This is a genomic window from Massilia orientalis, from assembly GCF_030411975.2.
Classification (GTDB): Bacteria; Pseudomonadota; Gammaproteobacteria; order Burkholderiales; family Burkholderiaceae_D; genus Telluria; species Telluria orientalis.
Map to the genome: position 1 here is coordinate 384,348 of NZ_JASNRB020000003.1, position 25,516 is coordinate 409,863.

A 25,516-nucleotide genomic window follows, 5' to 3' on the forward strand; every position below is an offset into this window, starting at 1 on the left:
ACGGTTTCACCAGTTCATCTTCTTCTTGATGAACGCTGTCAGGATCTCGGCATTGTCGCGCTGGTGCTTCAGGCGCGGATGCTGTCCGTAGCCGGTGAACGGAAAGAACACGGTATCGATGCGCTGGTCGCCGCCCTTGCGCATGTCTTCCACCGCCGACTTGATATAGCCCGGCCACTGCGACCCCGGCTTCGTCGCATCCATGCTGCCCAGCGCGCACACGATGTAGGCCTTCGGGTACAGCTGGCGGATACGCTTGACGAACGTTTCGTACGCGGCGATGCGGCCCGCGTCGTCCGGTTCCGGCTGCAGCTGGTGCCGGTCGCCGATCAGCCAGCGGTCGTTCTGCAGCAGGTTGACGACGACGACGTCCGGCGTCCAGTGCGCGAAATCCCAGCGCGTGTCGTTGTTGCCGACGGCGCTCAGCTGGTCGTAGAAGTCCGGCATCGTGAACGGGAACCAGCTGATCATCACGCCGATGCCGCTCTGCGACGTCTGGTGCAGTTCCGCGTTCAGGGCGCGCGCCGTGATGCCCGCGTACGACAGGTAGCTGTTCTTGTCGCGGCCGACGTCGTCGCGGCCGTTCATCGGCGCTTCGTCGCCCATGCCGCTCGTGATGGAATCGCCGAAGAATTCGATGCGGCGCTTGGGACGCGCGGGCGGCGCCAGCATCTGGCCGCCGTCCGCCAGTTCGAGGCCGCGGAACACGGTCGCGCCCTCCTCGCCCTCCGTGCGCTTGGTGATCAGGAAGCTGTGCTTGCCCGGAGCGAGACCCGCGATCACGTCGTACTTCTTCGAACCCTGGGCCGCTTCGATGATCAGCGGGCTCGCCGTGTCGCCGTCGATGAAGACGTTGAAGTAGTTCTTGCCCTTTTCGTCGTCCAGCGTGACGGACAGCGAGGTGCCCGTGAAGTTGCCGGCGATGGCCGTGTTCGGCCACGTGATGACGGGAGCGTCCGGCTGGGCGAAGTCGATGCGGCCCGTGTACAGGAGGTGCTTGTCGCTGGGCGCCACGGCCACGGCCGCGCAGGCGAGGCCGGCATGCAGCAGCGCGGCCAGCACGAAAGTCTTGGTCAGTCGTTTCATTGGGGAGCTTTCAGGAATGCGGGCAGCTCGTCGAGGGTGATCACGTCGGGGTGGTGGTACACCTTCGTCTTGTGCGCCGCGTTGTTGTAATAATCGCCGGTCCAGAAATTGTCCTTGTCGGACGTGCCGGCGGGCGCGCGGCCGTCGTTCCACGTCAGGAACCACAGCCAGCGCGCGCCGTCGCGCCGCATGTGGTCGGGATCGGGAATGTAGCTGTTCTCGGTCATGGCCACGGGTTTCGTCACGGGGCCGATGGCGGCCATGCGGCGGTAGGTGTCGATCTGCGACCGGTACGTCTTGCGGTCGCGCTCATCGTACACGTCGTAACCGGCGATGTCGACGACGTCGTCGCCCGGATACCAGCCCGCGTCCTGGCCATTCCAAACCCAGATCAGGTTGTGCAGGCCATGCTCGCGCACGAGCCGATCGAACATGTGCCGGTACAGCAGTTTGTAGGCCTCGGCATTCGACACGCCGTCCGCTCGCTTGCGGCCCCACCAGAACCAGCCGTCGCCGTTGCTGCCCGACGCTTCGTGCAACGGCCGCCACAGCACCGTCACGCCGGCCGCCTGCAGCCTGCCGAGTTCCACGGCCACGCGGTCGATGTCGGCGTCGATCTGCCGGCCGGCCTGGCTGGACACGTCCAGGCGGCCGGCACGCACGGGGATCGTGAACGCCGTGTTCTTGCGCGCATCCGGCTCGCGCGCATAGAAGTTGCCCTGCGTGCCAGCCGGCGCGGACGGATCGCGCCAGTGCCAGCAGAACGTCACGAGGCCGCCGCGCCGCGCCCAGGCGATCGCTTCATCGACCTGGTGCGATCCATCGCCCTTCTGCCACGTGTTCATGAAGTCGAAGCCCATCAGCGCGGGATACTTGCCGGTGTCGTCGAACACGCGCCGCGCCATGTCGACGCTGTCGTTCCACGTCAGGTCCTGCTGGCCTGCGATGGTCTGCCGGCCCCAGGTCTGCACGAGCCACGTGTATTCGGCACGCGTGCGGGCATCCGCCTGCGCATCGACCGGCGTCGCGCGCGGGGATGCCGGGCGCGGCACCGCCGCGCCGCTCGGACCGGCCAGCGCGAGCATCAGCGCAAACGGAAGTCCCCGCTTCACAGCTTCACGGTGACCGGCTTGCCGTCATACGTCACGGTCTTGTCGGCCGCATCCATGTCCGCGCTCGTCGCGACGCCGGCACGCAGCACGCGCACCTTGATCTGGCGGGTCTGCGGCATGCCCTTGTACTGGCCGCTGCGGGCGCCGATCGTGACGGTCCCCGTCTTGTCGTCGTAGCTGAACGGGATGCGGCTGAACTCACCGCGCTCGTACGCATTGGTGACGCCGTCGTCCTCGTACAGGCTCGCCTGGCCGTTGGCGCCGGCATACACCTGCAGCACGATCGGCGCGTCCGGCTTCTCGTCGACATACTGCGTGACCGGACCGGTCGGAATCACGGCGCCCGTGCGCACGAACACGGGGATGCGGTTCAGCGGGGCATCCACCTTTGCGCTGGTGCCGCCCGCGTAGCGCTTGCCGGTATCGAAGTCGTACCAGTCGGCGCCCGCCGGGAAGTAGACGGTGCGCTCGCGCGCGCCGTACGACGTCACCGGTGCCACCATCAGCGCATGGCCGAACAGGTACTGGTCCTTGATGTCCTTGACCTTGTCGTCCTGCGGGAAGTCCATCACGAGGCCGCGCATCATCGTGCCGTTGGCGTAGTGCGTGTCGGCCGCCAGCGAGTAAATGTAGGGCATCAGGCGATAACGCAGCTTCAGGTAGCCCACCATCGAATCGCGCATCGCGTCGTCGCCGGCCGCGATGTTGTAGATCTCGCGCTTCACGACTTCGCCGTGCGAGCGGAACAGCGGCGAGAACGCGCCGAACTGGAACCAGCGCAGGTTCAGCTCGCGCCATTCCTTCATGTCTTCCGGCTTGGCCTGGCCGCCCGTGGTGGTGCGGTTTTCCTGCGCGGAGCCCACGTCGCCGTACTGGAATCTGTTCTCCTGCGCATAGCCGCCGATGTCGTGCGTCCAGTTCGGGATGCCGGACATCGAGAAGTTCACGCCCGATGCGATCTGGTCGTACAGGTTGTTCCAGCGGCCCGCCGTGTCGCCGCTCCATACGGCGACCGAGTTGCGCTGGATGCCGGCGAAGCCCGAACGCGACAGGATGAACTGGCGCTTGTCCGGCTGGTCGCGGCGCAGGCCTTCGACCATGCCGCCCGAGTGCACGAGGCTGTACGGGTTGAACGTGATCTCGCCCGGACCGTAGACGGTCGGCCCGATCAGCTTCTTGAAGTCTTCCAGGCGCGAATTCGACAGCACGTCAGGTTCGGTGTTGTCCATCCACCAGGCGTCGAAGCCCTTGGCCACCAGTTTGTCCTTCATCTGGCGATAGTAGATGTCGCGCGCTTCCTGCGTGTACGGGTCGTAGTGGCTGTTCTTGTAGCCCTTGCCCACCCAGTCCAGCGCGCCGTCCTCGACGTTCTTCGTCCACATGTGGCCCTTCGCCGCCAGTTCCTTGTAGTTGTCGGTATTGGCGTAGAACTTGCCCCAGACGGAGATCATGATGTGCGCGTGCTGCTTGTGCACTGCGTCGACCATCCCCTTCGGATCCGGAAAGCGGACCTTGTCGAAGTCGTGCGAACCCCAGCCGTCTTCCGGCCAGTAGAACCAGTCCTGCACGATGTTATCCAGCGGCCAGCCGCGCTTGCGGTATTCGGACACCGTGTCCAGCAACTGCTGCTGCGTCTCGTAGCGCTGGCGCGACTGCCAGAAGCCGTACGCCCATTTCGGCATCATCGGCTGCTGGCCCGTCAGCGTGCGGTAGCCTCCGATGACGTTGTCCATGCTGTCGCCGCTGATCACATAGTAGTTCACGGCCTCGGCGATCTCCGACGACATCGTCAGCGAATGGCGCTCCTGGTTGGTGAGCGGATCGTTGTGCGTCATCGCGATCATGCCGCCCGACGGCTTCCATTCCAGGTGCAGCTTGACCGGTTTGTTCGCCGCGAACCTCACCTCGAAGTTGTGGTACCACGGATTCCAGCCCTGGCGCCACACGTCCATGACCTGCTTGCCGTCGACGGTGAGCGTCGCGTAATCCGATGCGTACAGCTGCATCTTGTGCACGCCCGCTTTCGGGCTGGCCATCGCGCCGTCCCACACGACTTTCACGTCCTTGCCGCCCAGCGCCTTCATCGACGGGAGTTCCTTCGGCCAGAACTCCTCGACATCCTTCAGGAACTGGTAGGCGATGTCCTTCTCTTGCCGGGTCAGCGCGAGCTTGCCGTCGATGTAGTAGCGCGCCGTCAGGCCACCCGGCTTGCCCTGCTCGTCCGTCAGCTTCAGGTCGCGCGACAGCCAGGCATACGGCTTCGAATCGCCGAAGCGCGTGATCGAGTTCTGGTCCCACAGCAGGCCGTAGTTCTTGTCCGAGACGACGAACGGCACCGACGCGATCATGTTGTGCTGCTGCAGCAGCACGTCCTCGCCGTTGTAGTTCATCTGCGCGTTCTGGTGCTGGCCCAGGCCGTAGAACGCATCCTTCGTGCCGTAGTTGAAGCCTTCCTTGATCGCGAGGTAGGGCTTGCCGCCCACCTGGATCGGCGTGATGGTTTCCGCCGCCTGCGTCAGGAATGCCTTGCCGGCCGCGTCGAAGAAGCGGACCTGGCCATCCTTCAGCGACACCTGCGCCGAGATCCTTTGTGCCTTCAGCGTCACGGCATCCTTGCCGTCGGCGACGGTGAACGCGCAGCTGTCGCACGGTTTGGCGACCGTCATCAGCGACGGCGTGAGCTGCTTGCCTTCCTGGTCCAGCTTGACGACGTGGACGATGTTATCGGCCATCAGCTCGAGGCGCACGAGCTTCGCCGGGCCGGTGTCCGGACGGACGTCGATGCCGGCGGCCGTTTTCTGGACGGTGCCTGCGAGGGCGTGGCCGCCTGCGGCCAGCAGCAGCGCGGCGGCTGCGATTCTTGTCAATTGCATGTCTCTCTCCTGGTTTTTCGCTGCGTCAGTACGAACCCATCTTCACTTTCAACACCGTCGGCACGGCGGGCAAATTCAAGCCATAGTCGGTCTGGTCCCCATTCCAGTTCCGTTCCATGACCCATTTGCCGTCGGCGTCGAACCGGCCCTCTTCCACCCGCGCGTAACCCGTGGGCTTGCCGGCATTCGGGCCGGTGCCGGACAACTTCACGCGGATCTGCTGGCCCACGATCACGAATTCGTCCGGGCCGATCTGCGCGATCGCGGCGCCGCCGGACGGCTGGTCCGTGCCTTCGGCGTATTCGTTCTTGTCCTTCAAATATTCGCGCTCGCCGAACTGGAATTCGCGGAACGACAGGTGCGCGTTCCAGCCGTTCATGGCCACGGTCTGCGGCTTGCGGTCGTCGCCTTCCGCGACGCCGTACGTGCGGCCTTCGTAGGCCCACTTGGCCCACACGCGCTGCATCGGCGCGAATACGTCGTAGACTTTCGCGAACGGCTCGATCATGCGCTTGTCCGTGTACTTCGAGCCGAGCGGGTAGTTGCTGTACATGGCGTAGTCGAAGCCGAACGGCGCGACGCCCAATGCGCCCTTGCCGATGATCTGGTAGACGTAGCGCGCATAGCCGGCCGCGTTGCCCATCTCCGGCACCATCAGCGGATTATCCGGGCGCTGGAACAGCTGGAGCGTGGCGCTCACGTTGCTGGACTCCGGCATGTAGATGTCCGGGCCGGCGAAATCGATATGCGGCGCGGCCGCTTTATAGATGCCGAGGACGTCGTAGGTCGGGCCGCCGGAGGCGAAGTCCGCCTTCCACGGCGGCGCGGGCTTGTCCAGCACCGGCGCGCGCAGCGCGTTGTTCACGTACATCGGCAGGTCGTACACGGCGCGGCCGGCCTTGGCGATGTCTTCGATGTAGCTGGCGATGGCCCAGGTATGGAAATACTGGTCGGCGTAGTCGCCGTACACGTCGCTCCACGTGCCCTGCTGCGCACGGCCCGCCGGCGGCGGCTGGTGCGCGAGGACGGCGGCCGGCACCGGCTGCTGGAACGCGGCCTGGGCGCGCGCCGCGTAATCGCGCGCGACGCCGTAGGTGCCCACTTCGTTCTCGACCTGCACCATGATCACGGTGCGCTTGTCCGAGTCGATCTTCTTGATGTGCTCCATCAGCGCGACGAAGGCTTTCTTGTCGGCGGCCAGCGTGGCTTCGCCGAAAGGCGACAGGCAGTAGCTCGTCTTGCCGTCCTTGTCGATCATGCGCGGGAAGCGCTTGTTGTCGAACTTGACCCATTCCGGCGCATAGGCCGGGCCGGTATTCTTCCAGGTGCCGAACCACAGCAGCACGAGGCGCGTCTTGTGCTCGCGTGCCTGTTGCACGAGCTTGTCGACGTAGCTGAAGTCGAACGTCCCTTCCTTCGGCTCGATCTGTTCCCACGCGACGGGAATCTCCAGCGTGTTCGCATGCACGTCCTTCATGGCGGCCCAGACCTTCGGCAGCGCGGCCGGGTAGTTGCTGGAATTGTGGGCCTGGCCACCGAGGATCAGGAACGGGGCGCCATCGACCATCAGGGCGTAGCGGCCGTCCTTGCCCACGATGCGGGGCAGTTCGGACGCGGCGTACGCGGCGTGGCAGGTGGCGGCAGCGAGCAGGCCGGCGGCCAGCAGGCGGAAGGACTTGGTTTTCATATGCGAACGGGTCTCCTTCGGTCGCAGGGTTGTAAAAACGGGCGGCCTGTCAGGCCACCCGTCCATGATGCGCTTAGAACGAATAGCGCAGCGAAGCCGTGTAGCGGCGGCCGGACACGAAGACCGCGCGGGTCATCATGCCGATCGACTGCTGCATCAGCTGTCGGTACTTCGAGTTGGTCAGGTTCTGCGCTTCCACGCCGAGCGACAGCTGCTCGTTGATATTGTAGAAGAACGAACCATCCAGTTGGCCGTAGCTGTCCGACCACGTCGGCAGCGCCCACGCGACCGTCTGCGTGGCGCCGGTGGCCGGGTCGACGCGGCGGCCGTCCGTGCCGTTGGTGCCGTTGACGTTCACGTTCTGCAGTGCCTTCGAACGCCATGCCCATGCGAGGCGCGCCGAGACCTTGCCCTTGTCGTACAACAGGGCCAGGTTGTAGGCGTTCTTCGACAGGTTCTGCAGCGGCAGGTTGCCGAAGGTGGCGCCGTTGGTGTCGCAGCCGTTCTGGTTCAGGTTCAGGTTATCCGCGCCGTTCGAGCTGCCCGTGCAGAACGCCGAGTTGACCGGATGGTACAGGTCTTCCTTGCTGTCCACGTAGGTGTAGTTCGCCTGGACGCCGAAGCCCGACATCCAGCCCGGCAGCTTGTCGAAATACTGCTGGTACGCGATCTCCATGCCGCGCGCATGGCCGCGCGCGCCGTTGACCGGGCCCGTGACCGTGAACGTGTACGGCGTGCCCGTCACGCCCGCGACATCGTAGCCGTAGGACTGGTTGATGATGATGTCCTTCAGCTGCTTGTTGAAGACGGCGACCGTCAGCGAGCCGGCCGGTGCGAAATACCATTCCGCCGACAGGTCGACCTGGCGCGACTGCACCGGACGAAGCTTCGGATTGCCGGTGCCCGTGCCCGTCAGGCCGACGTTGTTCACGGTGACGACGTTGCCGGTCGTGGTCTGGTCGACGTTTTCCGACAAGGTCGTGTAGCTCTGCAGCTGCGAGTAATCCGGCTTCGAGATGCCCATCGCGGCCGCGAAGCGGAACTGCAGCTTGTCGGTCGCCTTCATGCGCAGGTTCAGGCTCGGCAGCACGTTGTGGTAGTGGTTATCGAAGTCCTGGCGCGTCGAGAATGCCGCGATATTCGGGATTTCCGGACCGATCACCGTCGTGCCCTCTGCCGGCTGCGTAATGTTCGGATTGAACACCGTGTAGCCGTGCGCCTTCAGCAGCGTCTGCACGTAGCGCACGCCGATGTTGCCGTCGATCGGGTACTTCAGGTCGTCGAAGCCGAAGCGCAGCTGCGTGTAGAAAGCGCCGGTGCGCTCGGACAGGTCGTTGGTGCCGGCCGGGTCGGTGCCGAACGTCGCGGGCGACCACGGCGTGCACGGGTTGCTCGTGCCGTTCGCCTGGTTCGCCTGCTGGCACAGGATGTCGTGGTAGCTGTGCAGCGTGGCATAGCTGCCCGGGTAGCCCGTGGCCAGCGCCACGTTCGGGAACACGAGGGACGGAACCGGGGTGTTATTGTTGAAGAAGTTCGTGAACTGGTGGACCTGCGTCTGGTTCGAGAAGCGCGGATCGCTCAGGTACGCGAGCTGGCCGCCCGTGTCCGACTGCCACGGCTGCGTGATCGCGGCCCAGTTGTAGCTCGGGTTCGAGTTCGTCGTCGTCGAATCGGCCTTCGTCAGGCGCACGCCGAAGCGCACGTCGCGCAGGACCGGATGGTCGAACGTGTACTTCGCATCGGTCTTCCACGCCCATTCGCCGGCATGGCTGTCGTCGAAGTGCTCCTGCGTGAACGCCCAGTAGTAATTGGCCGGGTTGGCCAGGTAGGCGGTCTGGACGTCGTCGAACGTCAGCTTCGGCACGGAGCCGGACAGGTCCACGTTCTCGTACGGCATCTTGACGGCCGTGGCGACGGTCGAGTCGAAGCTGTTGCTCGTCGCACGCACGCGCTGCACGTCGGTGTCGATCTGCCAGTCGCTGTTCGGACGCCACATCAGGTGCCACGAGATGTCGGTCGTCTGCGACTTGCGGTTGGCGGCACGGGTGTCGGCGCCGAAATCGATGCCCTTGTCGGTGGCGTCGGTCAGGGTGCCGGTCAGCAGCTGGCCGTTGGCGCCGTAGGTGCCGTTCGTGACGCCGATGTTGTACGGGCTCGCCGACGAGAAGATCGCCTGCTCGTCCCACTGCATGCGGTACTTCGACTTGAAGTACGTGAGCGACGACTGCAGGTTTGCGTCCCGCTTCCATTGCAGCGCACCGTAGAGGCCCTGGCGCTTGCGGTCGAAGTTCAGCGTGCGGTATTGCGAGCCTTTCGGCACCCACACGTTCTGGCCGGCGACGACGTCGCTGCGCTGGTAATACGGTTCGACCTGGAACGCGTCGGTACGCGTGCCGCTCTCCGAATACGCGTAGTCGACCAGGGCGCCGATCTCGCCGAAGCCCGTCTTCCAGCGGTCCGAGAACATGAAGGAGCCGGACGGCTGGCGCTTGCCCTTCTTCAGCTCCGAATACGTGTCCTGCAGCGACGCGGCCATCTTGCGGCCCTTGAAGTCGAACGGCATCGCCGTGCGCAGGTTCACGAGGCCGCCGATGGCGCCTTCGATCTGTTCCGCCGACGGGTTCTTGTAGATGTCGATGCCGGCCATCAGCTCGGGCGGGACGTCTTCGAAGTTGAGCGAACGGCCGCCGTTGGCCGAGAACGAATCGCGGCCGTTCAGTTCCGAACGCGTGTACGACAGGCCGCGGATCGTGACGCCCGAGCCTTCCACCGAGTAGTGTTCCGGGTCGCCCTTCGACATCGTGCGGTCGATGGTGACGCCGACCACGCGCTGCAGCACTTCCGTGATCGAACGGTCCGGCAGCTTGCCGATGTCGTCCGCGACGATCGAATCGACCATCTCGTCGGCATCGCGCTTGAGCGCCTGCGCCGAATCCAGCGCGGCGCGCTGGCCCGTCACGACGACGACATTGCTTGCCGTCGGCGCCCCGGGCCCCGTCTGCGCGGCCGCCATGCCGCTGGCCAGCAACGCGACATGCGTCACGGCCACGGCAATGGCTGTTTTCTTGAATTGATACATCTACATCTCCTTTGGCTGACAACAGGGCCCATCGAATGACGGCGCCCACTCACTGCAAAGAGACGACCTCTCAGGGTCTGCCTCTGAACTCCTCAAAACCGTGCCGCGTCCAGCCGCAGGCTTTCGCCCGGACGCAGTGTCACCGCGACGGTGCGCGCGCCATAGCGCACGGTCGCGGCACCGCTGCCTGCTACGCGGCGCACGACGGCATCGACGAGACGGCCGCGCGTCCAGCGCATGTCCACCTCGAATCCGCCGCGCGCACGCAGGCCTTTCACTTCACCCTCCGGCCACGCCGCAGGCAGCGCGGGCAGCAGCTCGATCGCGCCGGCCTGCGACTGCAGCAGCATCTCCGCGATGCCGGCCGTCGCGCCGAAGTTGCCGTCGATCTGGAACGGCGGGTGCGCATCCAGCAGGTTCGGATACGTGCCGCCGGCATTCAGTTGCTCCGAGCCGGCGCTGGCCTGCTGGGCCGCGCGCGCGCCGGGGCTGGCCAGCACGCCGCGCAGCATCCTGTAGGCGTGGTCGCCGTCGTACAGGCGCGCCCAGAACGCCATCTTCCACGCCATCGACCAGCCGGTGCCCGCATCGCCGCGCGCTTCCAGCGTGCGCTTCGCGGCCGCGGCCAGCGCCGGCGTGCGCGCGGGACTGATCTGGCGCCCTGGGAACAGCGCGAACAGGTGCGACACGTGGCGGTGCGTGTCGCCCGGCGTGTCGAGCACCGGGTCCTTCTTCTCGTCGAGCCACTCGAGCAGCTGGCCCCAGCTGCCGACCTTCGGCGCCGCGAGCCGGTCGCGCATGCGCGCGAGCCTGTCGCGCAGGGGCCTGTCGACGCCGAGGACGTCCGCCGCTTCCACCGTGTTGTTGAAGAGGTCCCAGACGATCTCCTGGTCGTACGTGACGCCGTCCTCGATGGGGCCGTGCTCCGGCGACCAGCCCTGCGGCGCGACGAGGCGGCCGTCCGGCAGTTCCTTCAGGTAGTCCTGCCAGAACGCGCTCGCTTCCTTCATCATCGGGTACGCGACCTCGCGCAGGAACGCCTTGTCCTGCGTGAACGCGTAGTGTTCCCAGAAGTGCTGGGCATACCAGGCGTTCCCCGTCTTGTTCCAGGTGTAGCTCATGCCGCCGAACGGGTTCGACTCCGTGCGCAGGGTCCAGCCGCGCACCGGCCGCATCTTCCCTTCCTTATCCGTGGTCTTGAATTCCGCCGCCGTCGCCCGGCGCCACACCGGCGCGACACTCGTCACGAAGCCGAAGAACGGCCGCGCCATCTCGGACAGGTTCGTCACCTCGGCCGGCCAGTAATTCATCTGGACGTTGATGTTCGTGTGGTAGTCCGAGCGCCACGGCGGCGTGAGGCTGTTGTTCCACAGGCCCTGCAGGTTCGCCGGGAGCGAACCGCGCGAGCTGGACGCCAGCAGGTAGCGGCCGTACTGGAAGTACTGCGCTTCCAGTTCCGGGTCGTTGCCGTCCTTCGTGTAGGCCAGCACGCGCGCGTCCGTCGGCAGCGCCTTGCGGTCCGCCGCGGTCGCGCCCAGGTCCAGCTGCACACGGCCCAGCAGGCTCGCGACGTCGCGCTCATGCTCCGCACGCAGCTGGTCGACGGGACGCGTGGCCGCCTGCGCGACCTGCGCCGTCACGCGCGCCAGCGGATGTTCGCCGCGGAAGCGCTTCGCCGCGTCCGCGACATAACTCGTGCCCGCGCCGACGATCACAGTCAGCGCATCGCAACCCGTGAACACGATGCGGCCGTTCTCGACGGCCGCCTTGCCGCCCTCGTTCACGACGCGCACCTGGCTCGCGTAGTCCAGCGTGTTCGTCGTCGGCGCCTCGTTCGGCAGCGTCCAGCCGGCCAGCGTGCCCGTCGCGTACAGGGTGTCCTTGCTGGAAGCGAGATGCGCGCCGTGGCGGTCGGACAGCGCGATCGATCCCGTGTACTGGCCCGGCTTGTCGGCCGTCAGCCGCAGGATCATCACCTGCGCCGGATGGCTGGCCCATGCCTCGCGCCGGAAGCGCACGCCGCCGTGCGTGTACGTGACGACGTGGACGGCGCGCGCGATGTCGAGGGTGCGCCGGTAGTCTTGCGCATCCCTGTCGTGCCCGGGGAGGTCGACGACGACGTCGCCGAACGGCTGATACGTCCCCGTCTCCTTCGCGTCGCCCGACCACAAGGTGATGTCGTTGAACTGCAGGTGTTCCCGCGCGAGCCCGCCGAACACCATCGCGCCGATGCGGCCGTTGCCGATGGGGAGCGCTTCCTTTTCCCAGCCCTGGTCGTTGTCCTGGGCCGGGCGGTCGTAGCGCAGCACCAGGTCGGGTGCGGCCAGCGCGGTGGAGACCACACCGGCCAGCGCCAGTGCGAACATCATCCGATGAAATCGATTACAAATAAAGGCCATAAAATTCGCTGTCGAAAAGCGTTGTTCAGTTGGCGGCGGGTTTGCCGTAGACGATGCCGCGGCCGGCAGTGCTCATGTAGACGACGCCGTAGCGGTTCATGTCGCCCACGATGAACTGGCCGTCGCCCGGTCCGCCGTACTGGTGGGCGTCGTCGTTGATGCGGGTCCAGGTGACGCCGCCGTCGATGGAACGGTGGATGCCGCGCACGCCCTTCACGTCGCCCCAGATGTAGACCGCGGGGTAGTCATGGCCCGGCGCCGCCTTGCCGAAGCCGACCGCGCCGCAATAGCGCACCGCATCCAGTGCGGCGAAGTGGGCGCCGCCGTCGACGGAGCGTACGAGACCGCCGTTCTTCAGCGCGACCCACACGTCGCCGCCCCTTCCCGGCGCCGTGCGCACGAGACGCGACCCACCCGCGGGCAGGCGCGCGCGGGGCGCGAACGAGGCGCCGCCGTCGGTGCTGGCGAGGAGCGCCGTGTCGTCGTATGCGTAGAACGTCTTTGCATCGAGCGGATCGCCCACCGGCCGCAGATTGGCCTTCGCGAGGCCCGCGACGGCAGTCCACGTGGCGCCGCCATCGGCCGAGCGCCAGACCTCTTTCGCCTTTTCGGGGGCGTGCAGGATCACGGCGCCGTCGGCCGACACGGCGACCTGTCCGCGCCTGCCCTTGATGGCCGCGGTCTTCGTCCACGTGGCGCCGCCGTCGTGCGTGACGAGCATGCTGTCGCCCACGCGCACCATCGTGCGCGGGTCCCTGGGAGCGTAGGCGAGGCCCGTCGTCGTGCCGATCTGCGGATCGTGGATGCGGCCGTGGCGCGACGGATCGTCGTGCAGGTAGCCGTCGATGTCGCCGATGGCGGAAACCAGCGGGCCGCTGGGAATGCTGGCGAAGCCCAGCGGGACCGTCTCTTCCAGGCCGTCGACCGTGAACGTCCACGTCGTGGGCGACGCATCGATGTTCGCGGTGCGGAACACGCCGTTGCCGGACGTGACCCAGACGGCGTGCGTGTCGGCCGGGTCGAACTCGACGGAGCCGGCCCAGTGGATCGAGTGGCCTTTCAGCCAGGGCACGCCGGCCGCGTCGCGCACGAAACCGCGGCCGATCACGTCGGTCCACGAGGCGCCGCCGTCGTTCGACAGGAAGATGCGGTCGCCCTTCGCGTCGCCCTGCGGCAGGAACGTGTTGATGGTCGACGCGACGAGGCGCTGCGGATTCTTCGGATCGACGCTGATGCCTGCGAACGGCCGTGTCCAGCCGGCGGGCGTGATGTTCGTCCAGGCGCCGCTCGCGATCGCGTACTTCCACACCTGCCCGCGGTCCATCGGCTCGCGCCCGCTGCGGTCCGGGTGCGGGCCGGCGCCGTTCGCGAACGTGACGAGGAGGTTCCCTGCCCCGTCGAGGATCGCGCGCTGGGGCATCAGGTCGACGGGCGCGCCGGCCACGGGTTCGAACGTCGCGCCGCCGTCGTCGCTGCGGTACAGGTTCGGGCCGACGGCGCCGAAGCGCGACACGCCGACGAACACGCGGCGCGCCTGGCCGTCCTTCACGCTGGCGGGATCCGGCACGACGACGGTCAGGCCCACGTCGTTCGGCGTGGACGTCACCGGCAGCGCCGGCACGCGCGCCCACGTGCGGCCCGCGTCGACACTCTTGAACAGGCCGTCGCGGCGCGTGCCGACGTAGAGCGATTTGCTGTTGCCCGGATCGACGGCGAGGCGCTCTCCATCCTGGCGGCCCATGCCGTTCCCGTGCGTCTTGAACTGGCTGGAGACGTCGACGATGGAGAAGGTCTTGCCCGCATCCGTCGAATGCAGGATCGCGGTGCGGCCGCCGTTCAGGTAGGCGATGCCGGCGAGCAGCCAGATGTTGTCGGCGTCGCGCGGATCGACCGCAAGCGCATCGATGCCGAGGTACCCGGTCTGGTCTTCCGCCACCCAGTCGAGCAGCGGCGTCCAGCGGCGTGCGCGCGGATCCCAGCGGTAGGCGCCGCCGACGTCGGTACGCGCGTATGCAACACCCGGCGCGGCGCGGCTGGGCACGACGGCCGTGACGAAGCCGCCGCCGCCGATGGCCACGCTGTCCCACACGTACGGCTCCTGCCGCTGCGCCGCCACGGGCCCGGCCAGCAGGCTCAGCGCTAACGTTACCATAGCGGCCAGCTTCATCGACTTCATCACACCGTCTCCATCATGCGTACATACACCTGTTTAGCCCTTGTAGACACGGAAGCTGTGCGGCGGAATCACCACCTCGCTCACCGTGTCGCGGCTTGCGCCCGGCACGGTCTCGGCCGCCGGACGCGCCTTGCCGTCCACCGCGTGCTTCACGACCTTCACCGTCGTCGGCGTATCGCGGAACGACTGGATGACGTAGGCGCCGTTATCGTAAGTGAACAGGCTCACGCCGGCCGGCGCCTCGATGCGGACGGGCGTGTCGGCCATCAGGTAGGTCTTCACACTGTTCATCACGCCTGGCGGCATACTATACAGGTCGCCGATATTGCTGGGAATGGACAGGATGTAGAGAACGCCCTTCGAATACCGGTTCATCAGCAGCACCGGGAAACCGCGCGCGCCCGCGACGCCGCGGATGATGGGCCACGCGTCGTTCGTGAAATAGTGCAGCTCGGGGAACAGCACGTCGCGCGGCGCCACCTTCGGATCGTCGCGCAGCGATTCGCCGTTGCCGGCGCCATAACCGTTGTAGTAGTCGTTCAGCAGCACCTGGTTCCCCGTCGCGTAGACTTCGACGAGGTCCTGGAAGCCGCGGTCCTTGCGCTTCGGATCCTGCGTCGCCTTGACGAAGCCGGACGTGACGAACACCGCCTTCCCCGCTTCCAGCTGGCGTTTCACCTTGTCGAGGATGTCCGGATCGGCCGCCGATGCCTGGGTGAGCAGGATCGTCTGCGCATCCTGCGGGAAGCGCGCGGTCAGCGCGATCGGGATGCCGACATTGCCCAGGTAGTTGGGCAGGAAGTCTTCCGCCGACGACGAGTTGGCCGGGCGATAGGTCGGGATGCCGGTGGGCTTGCCCAGCTGGTCCAGCACCGCGTCGATCTGTTTCAGCGCGGCGCCGGCGGCGAGGCCCCAGCCCGGCGGCGCCTTCGCGTCCGGGTTCGCGGCCTTCCAGTCGGCCACGATGCGGTCCCAATTGAACGAGGTGTCTTGCCCGGCCCACGGACGCGCGCCCGCTTCGGCCGGCGTGTCCTGCGCGGCCGGGTGCCAGTTGAACAGGGTGATCTCGGGCGCCTTCGCGAGCATGGTGTCCCACAGCTGTTCCGCATAGCGGTCGACGTAGCGGATCGAATACGTGTCGACCCAGCCGCCGCCATTCTTCCCGTCCTTACGGAGGGTCTCGTAGTAGCGGATGATGTTGTACGACTCGTATTGCTGCAGCAGCTGGTCGGTGATGACCGGGTCGCGTGTCTCGGTGCCCGCGTAGATCCCGTCGAACATCTCGGGCTGCTGCGCGAGGTCGAAGCCCAGGCCCTCGAAATGCTCGTACCAGTTCGGGTACTTGATGACGATCTTGACGTTCTTGTTGACGGCGCGCGCCGGATCGATGATCAGGTCCTTCGATACCTTGCGCATGGTGGCGAGGCGGTAGTCCGTCCACGTGCGCTTGCCCTTCGCTTTGATATCGGCGTCCGACTTCGACGTGTAGAACGTGAAGTCGTCGAGGATCACGTGGTCGAAATGGCGCGCCATCAGTGCCATCGCGCGCTTGCACGTGTCGCGGTCCCTGGACGATTCGTAATCGAAGGTCATGAACTGGCCGTTGAATCCGCCCGCGGCCAGCGTGACGCCGCCCGCCACCTCGATGCCCTTGGCCTGGAACTGGCGCTTCACGGCCTCGATCTCGGCGTCGCTGGCGAAGTGGTTGTCGCGGTAGCCCTCGATGTAGACCTTGTCGAATGGGACCTGGCTCATGGCACGCGCGAACTGGTGCTCGAAGACCTGCGGGTCGACGAGGCTTTGCGTGACGTTCACCGGGATGTAGATCGCCGTCTTGAAATGCTTGTAGTGCCCGGCGGCCTGCGCGGGGATGGGCGCCAGCACGGCATTGCCGGCGACAGCAAGGAAGGCCAGCGCGGCGGCGGTCTGGCGGGCGAGCGATTTACGCATGTGTCTCCGGAATTATTTTTATAGCGCTAATGACCGGTATCCTAAGCCAAGGAATGTTGGATGCGCAAGCCAAATGTTCGCGCTAACACGTCAATATACTGTTAGCCGCCTTGTTTAGCATGTTTAGTTGCTAACGCCTGCAACACCACGAGACGGTGTCAAAAGGTAGCGCTCCCAAGACACACATGTTGTATTTCTCACACGCACAATAAGATTTTTTTGGCAGTTATGAAATCGATTGCGTATAACATCGATTTGGTGAACTTACTGCCGAGGTCAGTTGCGACACGCAAACACGTGCGTTCTCTGAAAAAGGCGGTTTTCACTCGGAACACAGGGCCGTGCCCGCTTCCGGCCCAGCGCTCTCCCGGCTGGCCGGTACACGGCGGCGCGGTCCTGGCAACGGTTCGTTTGCTGACCATGTCGGGAAAAAGACACGTTGCGTTGTCACAAAACCGACAACTGAGTAGCAAATAATAAAAATTTTATGGTAGCGTATAACAGTCAGTGTTAGATCTCACATTCACACTGTCTTTGTTAGAGCTTGTTATAACAACACTACCTGATCATCGGGGGAGATAATGAGGAATTTCCAGAAGACCGCGATTGCGGCAGCGGTTGCGCACGTAGCCGTTCTTTCCAGCGCCGCAGCATGGGCACAGACCAGCGCCGACACCACGGCCAACCCAGCCCCTACCGTCGTCCACATCAGCGGCCAGCGCGCGGCACTGCAGTCGGCGCAACAACTCAAGAAGAACGCCGACGAAGTCGTCGATTCGATCGTCGCCGAAGACATCGGCAAGCTGCCGGACCGTTCGGTCACCGAGGTGCTGCAGCGTATCGCCGGCGTCACCATCGACCGCAACATGGCCGGCGACCCGAACCGCCAGTCCGTCGAAGGCTCGGGCGTCTCCGTCCGCGGCCTGACGTACGTGCGTTCGGAAGTCAACGGCCGCGACGCGTTCTCGGCCGGCGGCGGCCGCTCGCTCGGCTTCGCCGACGTGGCACCGGAGCTGATGGCCGGCGTCGACGTCTACAAGAACCCGTCCGCGGAACAGGTCGAAGGCGCCGTCGCGGGTCTCGTGAACCTGCGTACGGCCATGCCGTTCGACTACAAGGGCTTCAAGGGCACCGTGGGCGTGTCGGAATCGTATTCCACGCTGCGCAAGGGCGCCCCGTCCCCGACCGGCACCATCCTGCTGTCGAACCGCTGGAAGTCGGACACGTTCGGCGAATTCGGCGCCCTGGTCGACCTCGCCCATGCGAAGAGCCCGACCCGTTCCGACGGCGTCGGCGTCGACCCCTACTTCCCGCACGTGAACTCGACCGATCCGGCCAAGTACGACCGCTCCAAGACCCAGTGGATCCCGCTGGGCGTCGGCTACCGTTCGCAGGACTTCGAGCGTACCCGCCGCGGCGACTACGCCGCCTTCCAGTGGCGCCCGAACCGCGACTTCACGGCCGCCCTCACCTACTTCAAGACGAAGTACAAGGAAGACCTGGACGAGCACGTCGTCACGTCGTCCGAGGACAAGTGGTACCAGCAGGTCGCGAGTAAGGATTCGGTCTTCGACAGCAACGGCGTGTTCCAGAGCGGTACGATCTCGAACCCGACCTACGGCGGCTCGCCGTTCAACAGCTCGCAACGCATCAACACGCGTGAATCGAGCACCCGCGACACGTCGCTGAACCTGCAATGGCGCGTGACGCCGGACCTGACCTGGACCAACGACTTCCAGCACGTCCATTCGACGACCGAAGGCTTCGACGCCGACGTGTCGACCGGCTTCATCATGCCGAACCAGCAGATGGACATGCGCGGCAACGTCCCGCAGATCACGCTGGGTTCGCCGGCCTACATGGCCGATCCGAACAACTACTACTGGGCCTACACCCAGGAAGCGCTGGACCACGCCACGGCCACCCAGAAGGCGTGGAAGACCGACTTCAAGTACGCGTTCGACCATCCGGTGCTGCGCGACGTCCGCTTCGGCTTCCGCATGGCCAACCGCGACGGCGAGAACCACAAGGCCCAGAAGTTCTACAACTGGCAGGCCATCACGTTCCCGTGGATGGAAGGCTGGCAGATCCCGCACGTCGCCCGCCTGGGTGACCCGCGCTTCGCCGGCGGCGCCTCGCTGCAGAAGATCGACAACTTCTTCGACGGCAAGTACAACATTCCGCCGATGCTGTTCGCCAACGAGTCGGTGGTGCGCGGCTTCCCGGACGAATGGTCCAAGATCCACGCCTACCACGACGTGCTGTGCAAGGAACAGGGTTCGACCTGCGACCCGTGGAAGGCTGCGACCTTCAACGACCCGGCCGCGACCAACACGCAGAGCGAGAAGACCCGCGCCGCCTACACGCAGCTGCGCTTCGGCTTCGACGACCTGAAGTATCCGATCGACGGTAACATCGGCATCCGCTACGTGAAGACGACCGGCGCCGGCAGCGGCTACGTCGCCTACAGCCCGGCCGGCGTCACCATCCCGACCGACGCTCCCGTCACCGGCGTGGACACGCTCATCTACATCAAGCCGTTCGCGGAAGCCCAGTCGTACAACAACTCGTACCACAACTGGCTGCCGAGCCTGAACCTGCGCCTGAAGTACAGCGACGAGCTGCAGTTCCGCTTCGCCGTCGCCAAGGCGATGGCCCGTCCGGACTTCAACCAGCTGCAGGTGCAGACCACGCTGAACTCGGCGCCGAACCAGACGACGATCCGCGATTCGTCCGGCAAGACGACCAATGTCATCTTCAACGGCACCACGCTGACCGGTACCAGCGACGGCAACGCGATGCTGAAGCCGACCACGTCGACCAACGTCGACCTGACCGCGGAATGGTATTTCGCGAAAGCCGGCTCGCTGACCTTCTCGGCCTTCAACAAGGACCTGAAGGACATCATCATCACCCAGGACTACTCGTACAAGGCGACCGACGTCAACGGCAAGCCGCAGACGTTCGTGGTCACGGGTCCGGTCAACGGCGCCAAGGGCTACGCCCGCGGCTTCGAGATCGCGCACCAGCAGTACTACGACTTCGTGCCCGACTGGCTGAAAGGCATCGGTACGCAGGCCAGCTGGACGTACGTCTCGAGCGAGCGCACGCTGAACAAGCCTGTGTTCAACGCCTGGTGCTCGGGTAACGACGCGTCGTCGAACTACAACCTGTCGATCAACGGTTGCGATACCGACGGTCGTGCATTCGGCAAGACCCCGCTGCAGGGCCTGTCGCGTCACACGATCAACTTCGCGGTCATGTACGAGCAGCACGGCCTGTCGATGCGCCTCGCCTACAACTGGCGTTCGCGTTACCTGCTGGGCGTGAACCAGTGGGGCAGCCGCGGCAACAACGGCCTGAACACGAACCCGGCGGCGGATCCGGCGAAGTACCTGATCCCGACGACGAACAACGACCAGGCGTTCGGCCTGCCGCTGTACCAGGCACCGTACGGCCAGCTGGACGGCTCGATCTTCTACGACTTCACGGACAAGTTCCGCGTCGGCCTGGAAGCGACGAACCTGACCAACTCGTACACGCGCCAGATCATGGAGCAGCACGCGGGCAACTTCACGCGCCAGGTCTTCATGAGCGGTCCGCGCTACACCCTGCTGGCACAGTACTCGTTCTGATCCAACGGGAATCCGCATGATTCGATACAATCGCTGATCGATTCCTGCACACCGCCGCCGCGGCCTTCACGGGTCGCGGCGGCGCTTTTTTTTAACAAGGAGCCCTCATGAACATCCAAGGCGAAATGATCATCGGCCGCCAGGCCATGCGCGGCAGCGCCGGCACGCTGCGCGCCTACAACCCGTCCACGCGCGCCGAGATGGAACCGGAATTCGGCGCCGCCAGCATGGACGACCTGGCCGCCGCCTGCCTGCTCGCGGAACAGGCCTTCGACGCCTACCGCGGCCAGCCGCTGGAACTGCGCGCCCGCTTCCTGGAAACCATTGCCGACCGCATCATGGACCTCGGCCCGGCCCTGATCGAGCGCGCCTCGGCCGAATCCGGCCTGCCGACGGCGCGCCTGGAAGGCGAGCGCGCGCGCACCTGCAACCAGCTGCGTCTGTTCGCCAAGGTCGTCCGCGACGGCCACTTCCTCGAAGCGACGCTGGACTCCGCCCTGCCCCAGCGCACGCCGCCGCGTCCCGACCTGCGCATGCGCAAGATCGGCCTCGGCCCCGTCGCCGTGTTCGGCGCGTCGAACTTCCCGCTCGCGTTCTCCGTCGCCGGCGGCGACACCGCGTCGGCGCTGGCGGCCGGCTGCCCCGTCGTCGTGAAGGCGCATAACGCGCACCTGGGCACGTCGGAACTGGTCGGCAAGGCGATCCGCCAGGCCGTCGAGGACTGCGGCATGCCGGATGGGACGTTCTCCATGCTGATCGGCACCGGCTTCGAGATCGGCCTCGCGCTGGTCCAGCACCCCGTCATCAAGGCCGTCGGCTTCACCGGCTCGCGCAATGGCGGCCTCGCGCTCGTCAACGCGGCGCAGGCCCGCAAGGAACCGATCCCGGTCTACGCCGAGATGAGCAGCATCAATCCGTTCTACCTGCTGCCGGGCGCCCTGGCCGCGGGCGGCGCGAAGCTCGCGCAAGGCTTCGTCGATTCGCTCACGATGGGCACCGGCCAGTTCTGCACGAACCCGGGTCTCGTGATCGCCCTCGCCGACCCCGACCTGGACGTGTTCCGCACGGCCGTCACGGAGGCCCTGGCGGCCAAGGGCGCCGGCACGATGCTCACCGCGGGCATCCACCAGGCGTACGTCGACGCGATCGCGCGCCGCTCCGGTCTCGAAGGCGTGGAACTCATCGCCCAGGGCAGCACGGACGGCTGCGGCTGCGCCGCGCAGGCCGCGCTGTACCAGGCGGATGCCGCGACGTTCCTGTCGAACAGCGCGCTGGAAGAAGAAATCTTCGGACCGAGCTCGCTGATCGTCGTGTGCAAGGACGACGCCGAACTGCTGGAAGTGACGCGCCACGTGGAAGGCCAGCTGACGGCCACGATCCACGCCACGGCCGCGGACCGCGACCTGGCCGCGAAGCTGATGCCGACGCTGGAACGCAAGGCCGGCCGCATCCTGTTCAACGGCTTCCCGACCGGCGTCGAAGTGAGCCACTCGATGGTGCACGGCGGCCCGTTCCCGGCCACGTCGGACAGCCGCACCACGTCGGTGGGCGCGACGGCCATCGAGCGTTTCCTGCGTCCGGTGTGCTACCAGGACGTGCCGGCGGAACTCCTGCCGGAAGCGCTGCGCGATGAGAACCCGCTGGGCCTCACGCGCATGGTGGATGGCAAGCTGCAGTAATTACGGCGCCAGCGTCCATTCGACGTTGTCGGCCTGCCCGCCCGCCTGGACCTCGATCCGGTTCGGGCCGGGCTGCAGGCGCACCGGCCAGCGGGCGATGCGGCCCTCGACGGCCCGCTCGCCCAGGTCGACGCCGTTCACCATCAGCCGCGCCGCCGGCTGGTTGCTGTACACCTTGACCTCCACGTCCGCCGCAGTCCGCTTCACGGCGCGCCGCGACGTGATGTACACCATCGGCTTCTTCGACCAGTTGGCCTGGTACCAGTAATACGCGTCCTTGCGCACCTTGCGGTCCATGCTGACGAGGCCCTTGTCGTTGACGCCCCGCGCGTCGCCCTCGTTGCGCCCGGCCGACGCGAAATCGAATCCCGTCCACACATAGCTCGCCCACAGCCACGGCGCCGCCTCGATCTGGCGCCAGGCCGCCTCGTGGTACAGCGCCTGGTACTGCTCCGGGTGCCAGCGGCTGGGCGCCACGGGACGGCGCACCGGGTCTTCCTGGTGCAGCGCGCTGCCGCCGGCGCCGTATTCGCTCAGCGACTGCGGCGTGCGCGGCCGCTTCGCATGGTTGGCCGCCAGGAACGGCGCCAGATCGGAGAATTCCTTGTCGTACCAGCCGAAGTAGACGTTGGACCCGACCGCATCCGTGTGCAGCGCCTGCGGCCCGTCGATGGGCGCGCAGCAGTTCGCGTAAGCGGTGGGCCGGCTCGCGTCCTCCGCATGCACGAGCTTCTGCATCGCGTCGAGCACGCGGCCGCTGACCTCGTCCACCTTGTAGATCTCGTTACCGAGTCCCCACACGAACACGGACGGATGATTGAAATTCTGGCGCACGAGCTCGCGCGCCTGCTGCGCCGCATTGGCCGCGAACGCATCGCTCGCGCCCACTTCCGACGTCAGCGGCAGCTCGGTCCAGACGAGGAAACCCTTGCGGTCCGAGAGCGCGTAACTGTGTTCGTTGTGCTGGTAGTGGGCAAAGCGCAGGCCCGTGACGCCCAGCTCTTCCAGGATGCGGTAGTCGGCGTCGATGTCCGCATCGTCGGCCGCCGTTCCCTTCCCGGGCACGTACGTCAGGTGCACGTTCACGCCGTGCACGCGGTACGGCTTCCCGTTCAGCAGCAGGCCGCGGTCCGGATCGAGCTGCACGGTCCGGATGCCGACGTCGTTGTCCACGCGGTCGAGTAGCGCGTCCGCACGGGCCACCGTCACTTCGCTCGTGTACAGGTAAGGATCCTCGACGCCCTGCCACAGGTGCGGGTTCGCCAGCGCCGCATCCAGCTCGACCGGCACGACGGCGCGCGCGGGCAGCGCGGCGGACCGCTGCGCCGTCGCCACGACCTTGCCGGCCGCATCGCGCAGCCGGGCCGTGACGACGACGTTTTCCGCGCGCGCGCGGTCGTTCGCGACGCGCACACGCCAGTGCGGGCGTTCCGCCCGTGGGGTACTGAAGTACACGCCCGGCCCGCCCGCATCCAGCATGTCGACGTGCACGTCGGCCGTCGTCACGAGCCGCACGCGCCGATACAGGCCGCCGTACAGCGTGTAGTCGCCGCCGAGCGGCGCCACGTCCGGCTGGCGCGTGTTGTCGACGCGGACCAGCAGCGTGTTGGCGCCCGCCCGCAGTTGATCCGTGACGTCGAAGCGGAAGCGCGCGAAGCCGCCTTCGTGGCGGCCGATGCGCGTGCCGTTCAGCCAGACGTCCGTCGACAGCGCGGCGCCGTCGAATTCGAGATACGTGCGCGCCCCTGTTGCAGCCGGTGCGGTGAGCGTGCGCCGGTACCAGCCGGCGCCGCGGTAAGGATTGGGCGACATGCCGTCGTCCGCGTTGAACGTATGGGGCAGCGCGACGGCCGTCCAGCCGCCGGGTGCGCCTTTGGCGAATTCCCAGCCGTCGTCCAGCGCGGTGACGGTACGGGGTGCCGCCTGGACGGAAGCGGCGCAGGAAAGGGCCAGGACGAGTACCCGGCAAACACGAGTCATGGTAGCGTGCATCTAGGGCTCCAGAATGAAAAAAGGGCCCGCGAACGGGCCCTTTCAGGGATGGTGGCGATCAGTGGTTATGGCGCGGCATGTCGTGGCCGACGTCGCGGTACTGCAGGGCCATCTCCATCACGGCGCCGGTATGCAGCTGGCCGACGGTCGCGCGGTAGATCTGCTGCCACGGCGTCTGGTTGCCCGGGATCGGCGGCGGCGCATCCTTGCGGCGCGCTTCCAGTTCCTCGTCCGTGATCAGCACGTTGCAGCTGCCCGTGTTCAGGTCCACGCGCACGCGGTCGCCCGTGCGCAGCAGCGCCAGGTTGCCGCCCGCCGCGCTTTCCGGCGACGCGTTCAGGATCGACGGGCTGTCCGACGTGCCGGACTGGCGACCATCGCCCAGCGTCGGCAGCGCGTTGATGCCCTTCTTGATCAGCGCATCGGGCGGTTGCATGTTCACGACTTCCGCCGAACCGGGCCAGCCCACCGGACCCGAACCGCGGATCACGAGCATCGTGTTCTCGTCGATGCCCAGAGCCGGATCGTTGATGCGGTGGTGGTAATCGTCCGAACCGTCGAACACGACGACCTTGCACTCGAACGCGTTTTCCGAGCCCGGCGTCGACAGGTAGCGCTGGCGGAAGGCGTCCGAGATCACGCTCGTCTTCATGATCGCGAAGTCGAACAGGTTGCCCTTCAGGACCATGAAGCCGGCCTTCTGCTTGAGCGGCTGGTCGAACGGGGTGATCATCTCGCGGTCGATGCTCTCGCGGCCGACGAGGTTCTCGGCCATCGTCTTGCCGGTGACGGTGAGGCGTTTCGAGCGCAGCAGGCCTTTCTGCTCCAGCTCCCACATGATGGCGGGCGTGCCGCCGGCGCGGTGGTAACGCTCGCCGAGGTATTTGCCGGCCGGCTGCATGTTCAGCAGCAGCGGCACGTCGTAGCCGTATTCCATCCAGTCTTCCGGCTTGATCTCGACGCCGGCGTGACGGGCCATCGCGACGATGTGCGGCTGGGCGTTGCTCGAACCGCCGATCGCGGCGTTGACGACGATCGCGTCGATGAACGCGTCGCGCGACAGGATCTGCGACGGACGCAGGTCTTCGAACGCCATGCCGACGATGCGCTTGCCGGTTTCGTACGCCATCTGGCCGCGCTCGCGGTACGGCGCCGGAATGGCCGAGCAGCCCGTCAGCGACATGCCCAGCGCTTCGGCGATGGCATTCATCGTCGAGGCGGTGCCCATCGTGTTGCAGTGGCCGGCCGACGGCGCGGATGCGGTGGCGATGTCGATGAATTTCTTCTCGTCGATCTCGCCCGCGGCCAGGCGGCGGCGGCCCTTCCAGATCGCGGCGCCGGAACCGACCAGTTCACCTTCGAACCAGCCGTCCAGCATCGGTCCGCCGGACAGCACGATCGCGGGGATGTCGACGGTGGCGGCAGCCATCAGCTGGGCCGGCGTCGTCTTGTCGCAGCCGGTCGTCAGCACGACGGCGTCGATCGGGTAGCCGTGCAGGATCTCGACGAGGCCAAGGTAGGCCAGGTTGCGGTCCAGCGCCGCGGTCGGGCGGCGGCAGTTCTCGAAGATCGGGTGCAGCGGGAATTCCATCGGGATGCCGCCGGCATCGCGGATGCCGTCGCGCACGCGCTTGGCCAGGTCCAGGTGGATGCGGTTGCACGGCGAGATGTCGCTGCCGCTCTGGGCGATGCCGATGATCGGCTTGCCCGAACGGAGTTCCTCGGGGGTGATGCCATAGTTCATGAAGCGCTCGAGGTAGAGCGCGGTCATGTCGATGCGCTCTTCGTTGTCGAACCAGTCCTGCGACCGGAAACGCTTCGGTTTGCTGTTCTGTTGTGTCATTCCGT

Annotated in this window: 12 protein-coding genes; 2 read left to right on the top strand and 10 right to left on the bottom strand. The window is 66.3% G+C overall.

The window, feature by feature from the left end; genetic code table 11:
* Window positions 1-6 precede the first annotated feature (6 nt).
* From QPK29_RS06015 to QPK29_RS06050, 8 genes are all read right to left on the bottom strand, one after another.
* A complete protein-coding gene (locus QPK29_RS06015) occupies window positions 7-1,086 on the bottom strand; it encodes an SGNH/GDSL hydrolase family protein (RefSeq protein ID WP_371771441.1) in 1,080 nt (359 codons plus the stop codon).
* Window positions 1,083-2,198 carry a glycosyl hydrolase gene (locus QPK29_RS06020; RefSeq protein WP_371771440.1) on the bottom strand — a complete coding sequence of 372 codons (1,116 nt, stop codon included), beginning with the start codon at window positions 2,196-2,198 and terminating at the stop codon, window positions 1,083-1,085. Before QPK29_RS06020 ends, QPK29_RS06015 begins: the two co-directional genes overlap by 4 nt.
* Window positions 2,195-5,071: a TIM-barrel domain-containing protein gene (locus tag QPK29_RS06025; protein ID WP_371771439.1), complete on the bottom strand. Its 2,877-nt coding sequence runs from the start codon at window positions 5,069-5,071 to the stop codon at window positions 2,195-2,197. Before QPK29_RS06025 ends, QPK29_RS06020 begins: the two co-directional genes overlap by 4 nt.
* Window positions 5,072-5,096: 25 nt before the next feature.
* On the bottom strand, window positions 5,097-6,758 hold the full coding sequence (locus QPK29_RS06030) for a GH35 family beta-galactosidase (RefSeq protein WP_371771438.1): 1,662 nt from the start codon (window positions 6,756-6,758) through the stop codon (window positions 5,097-5,099).
* A 73-nt stretch (window positions 6,759-6,831) separates the two neighbouring features.
* A complete protein-coding gene (locus tag QPK29_RS06035; protein WP_160410477.1) occupies window positions 6,832-9,837 on the bottom strand; it encodes a TonB-dependent receptor in 3,006 nt (1,001 codons plus the stop codon).
* A gap of 92 nt (window positions 9,838-9,929) precedes the next feature.
* Window positions 9,930-12,206: a glycoside hydrolase family 95 protein gene (locus tag QPK29_RS06040; RefSeq protein ID WP_371771437.1), complete on the bottom strand. Its 2,277-nt coding sequence runs from the start codon at window positions 12,204-12,206 to the stop codon at window positions 9,930-9,932.
* Window positions 12,207-12,261: 55 nt separating this feature from the next.
* Window positions 12,262-14,412, bottom strand: a complete 2,151-nt coding sequence (locus QPK29_RS06045) for a beta propeller repeat protein (protein ID WP_371771436.1) — start codon at window positions 14,410-14,412, stop codon at window positions 12,262-12,264.
* Between the two features lie 33 nt (window positions 14,413-14,445).
* Complete coding sequence (locus QPK29_RS06050; RefSeq protein ID WP_371771435.1) at window positions 14,446-16,362, bottom strand: hypothetical protein; 1,917 nt, start codon at window positions 16,360-16,362, stop codon at window positions 14,446-14,448.
* A gap of 581 nt (window positions 16,363-16,943) precedes the next feature.
* Between QPK29_RS06050 and QPK29_RS06055 the strand changes: the two genes are divergently transcribed.
* Window positions 16,944-19,997, top strand: coding sequence for a TonB-dependent receptor (locus tag QPK29_RS06055; protein ID WP_371771434.1), 3,054 nt, complete (start codon window positions 16,944-16,946; stop codon window positions 19,995-19,997).
* A 107-nt stretch (window positions 19,998-20,104) separates the two neighbouring features.
* The gene (locus tag QPK29_RS06060) at window positions 20,105-21,676 is read left to right on the top strand and encodes an aldehyde dehydrogenase (NADP(+)) (protein WP_371771433.1); all 1,572 of its coding nucleotides are present in this window, start codon (window positions 20,105-20,107) and stop codon (window positions 21,674-21,676) included.
* Here the strand turns inward: QPK29_RS06060 and QPK29_RS06065 are convergent, their stop codons facing one another.
* Window positions 21,677-23,656 carry a glycoside hydrolase family 2 protein gene (locus tag QPK29_RS06065; RefSeq protein ID WP_400189736.1) on the bottom strand — a complete coding sequence of 660 codons (1,980 nt, stop codon included), beginning with the start codon at window positions 23,654-23,656 and terminating at the stop codon, window positions 21,677-21,679. It abuts the gene before it with no gap.
* Between the two features lie 70 nt (window positions 23,657-23,726).
* The gene (locus QPK29_RS06070; RefSeq protein ID WP_056133424.1) at window positions 23,727-25,511 is read right to left on the bottom strand and encodes an IlvD/Edd family dehydratase; all 1,785 of its coding nucleotides are present in this window, start codon (window positions 25,509-25,511) and stop codon (window positions 23,727-23,729) included.
* Window positions 25,512-25,516 lie beyond the last annotated feature (5 nt).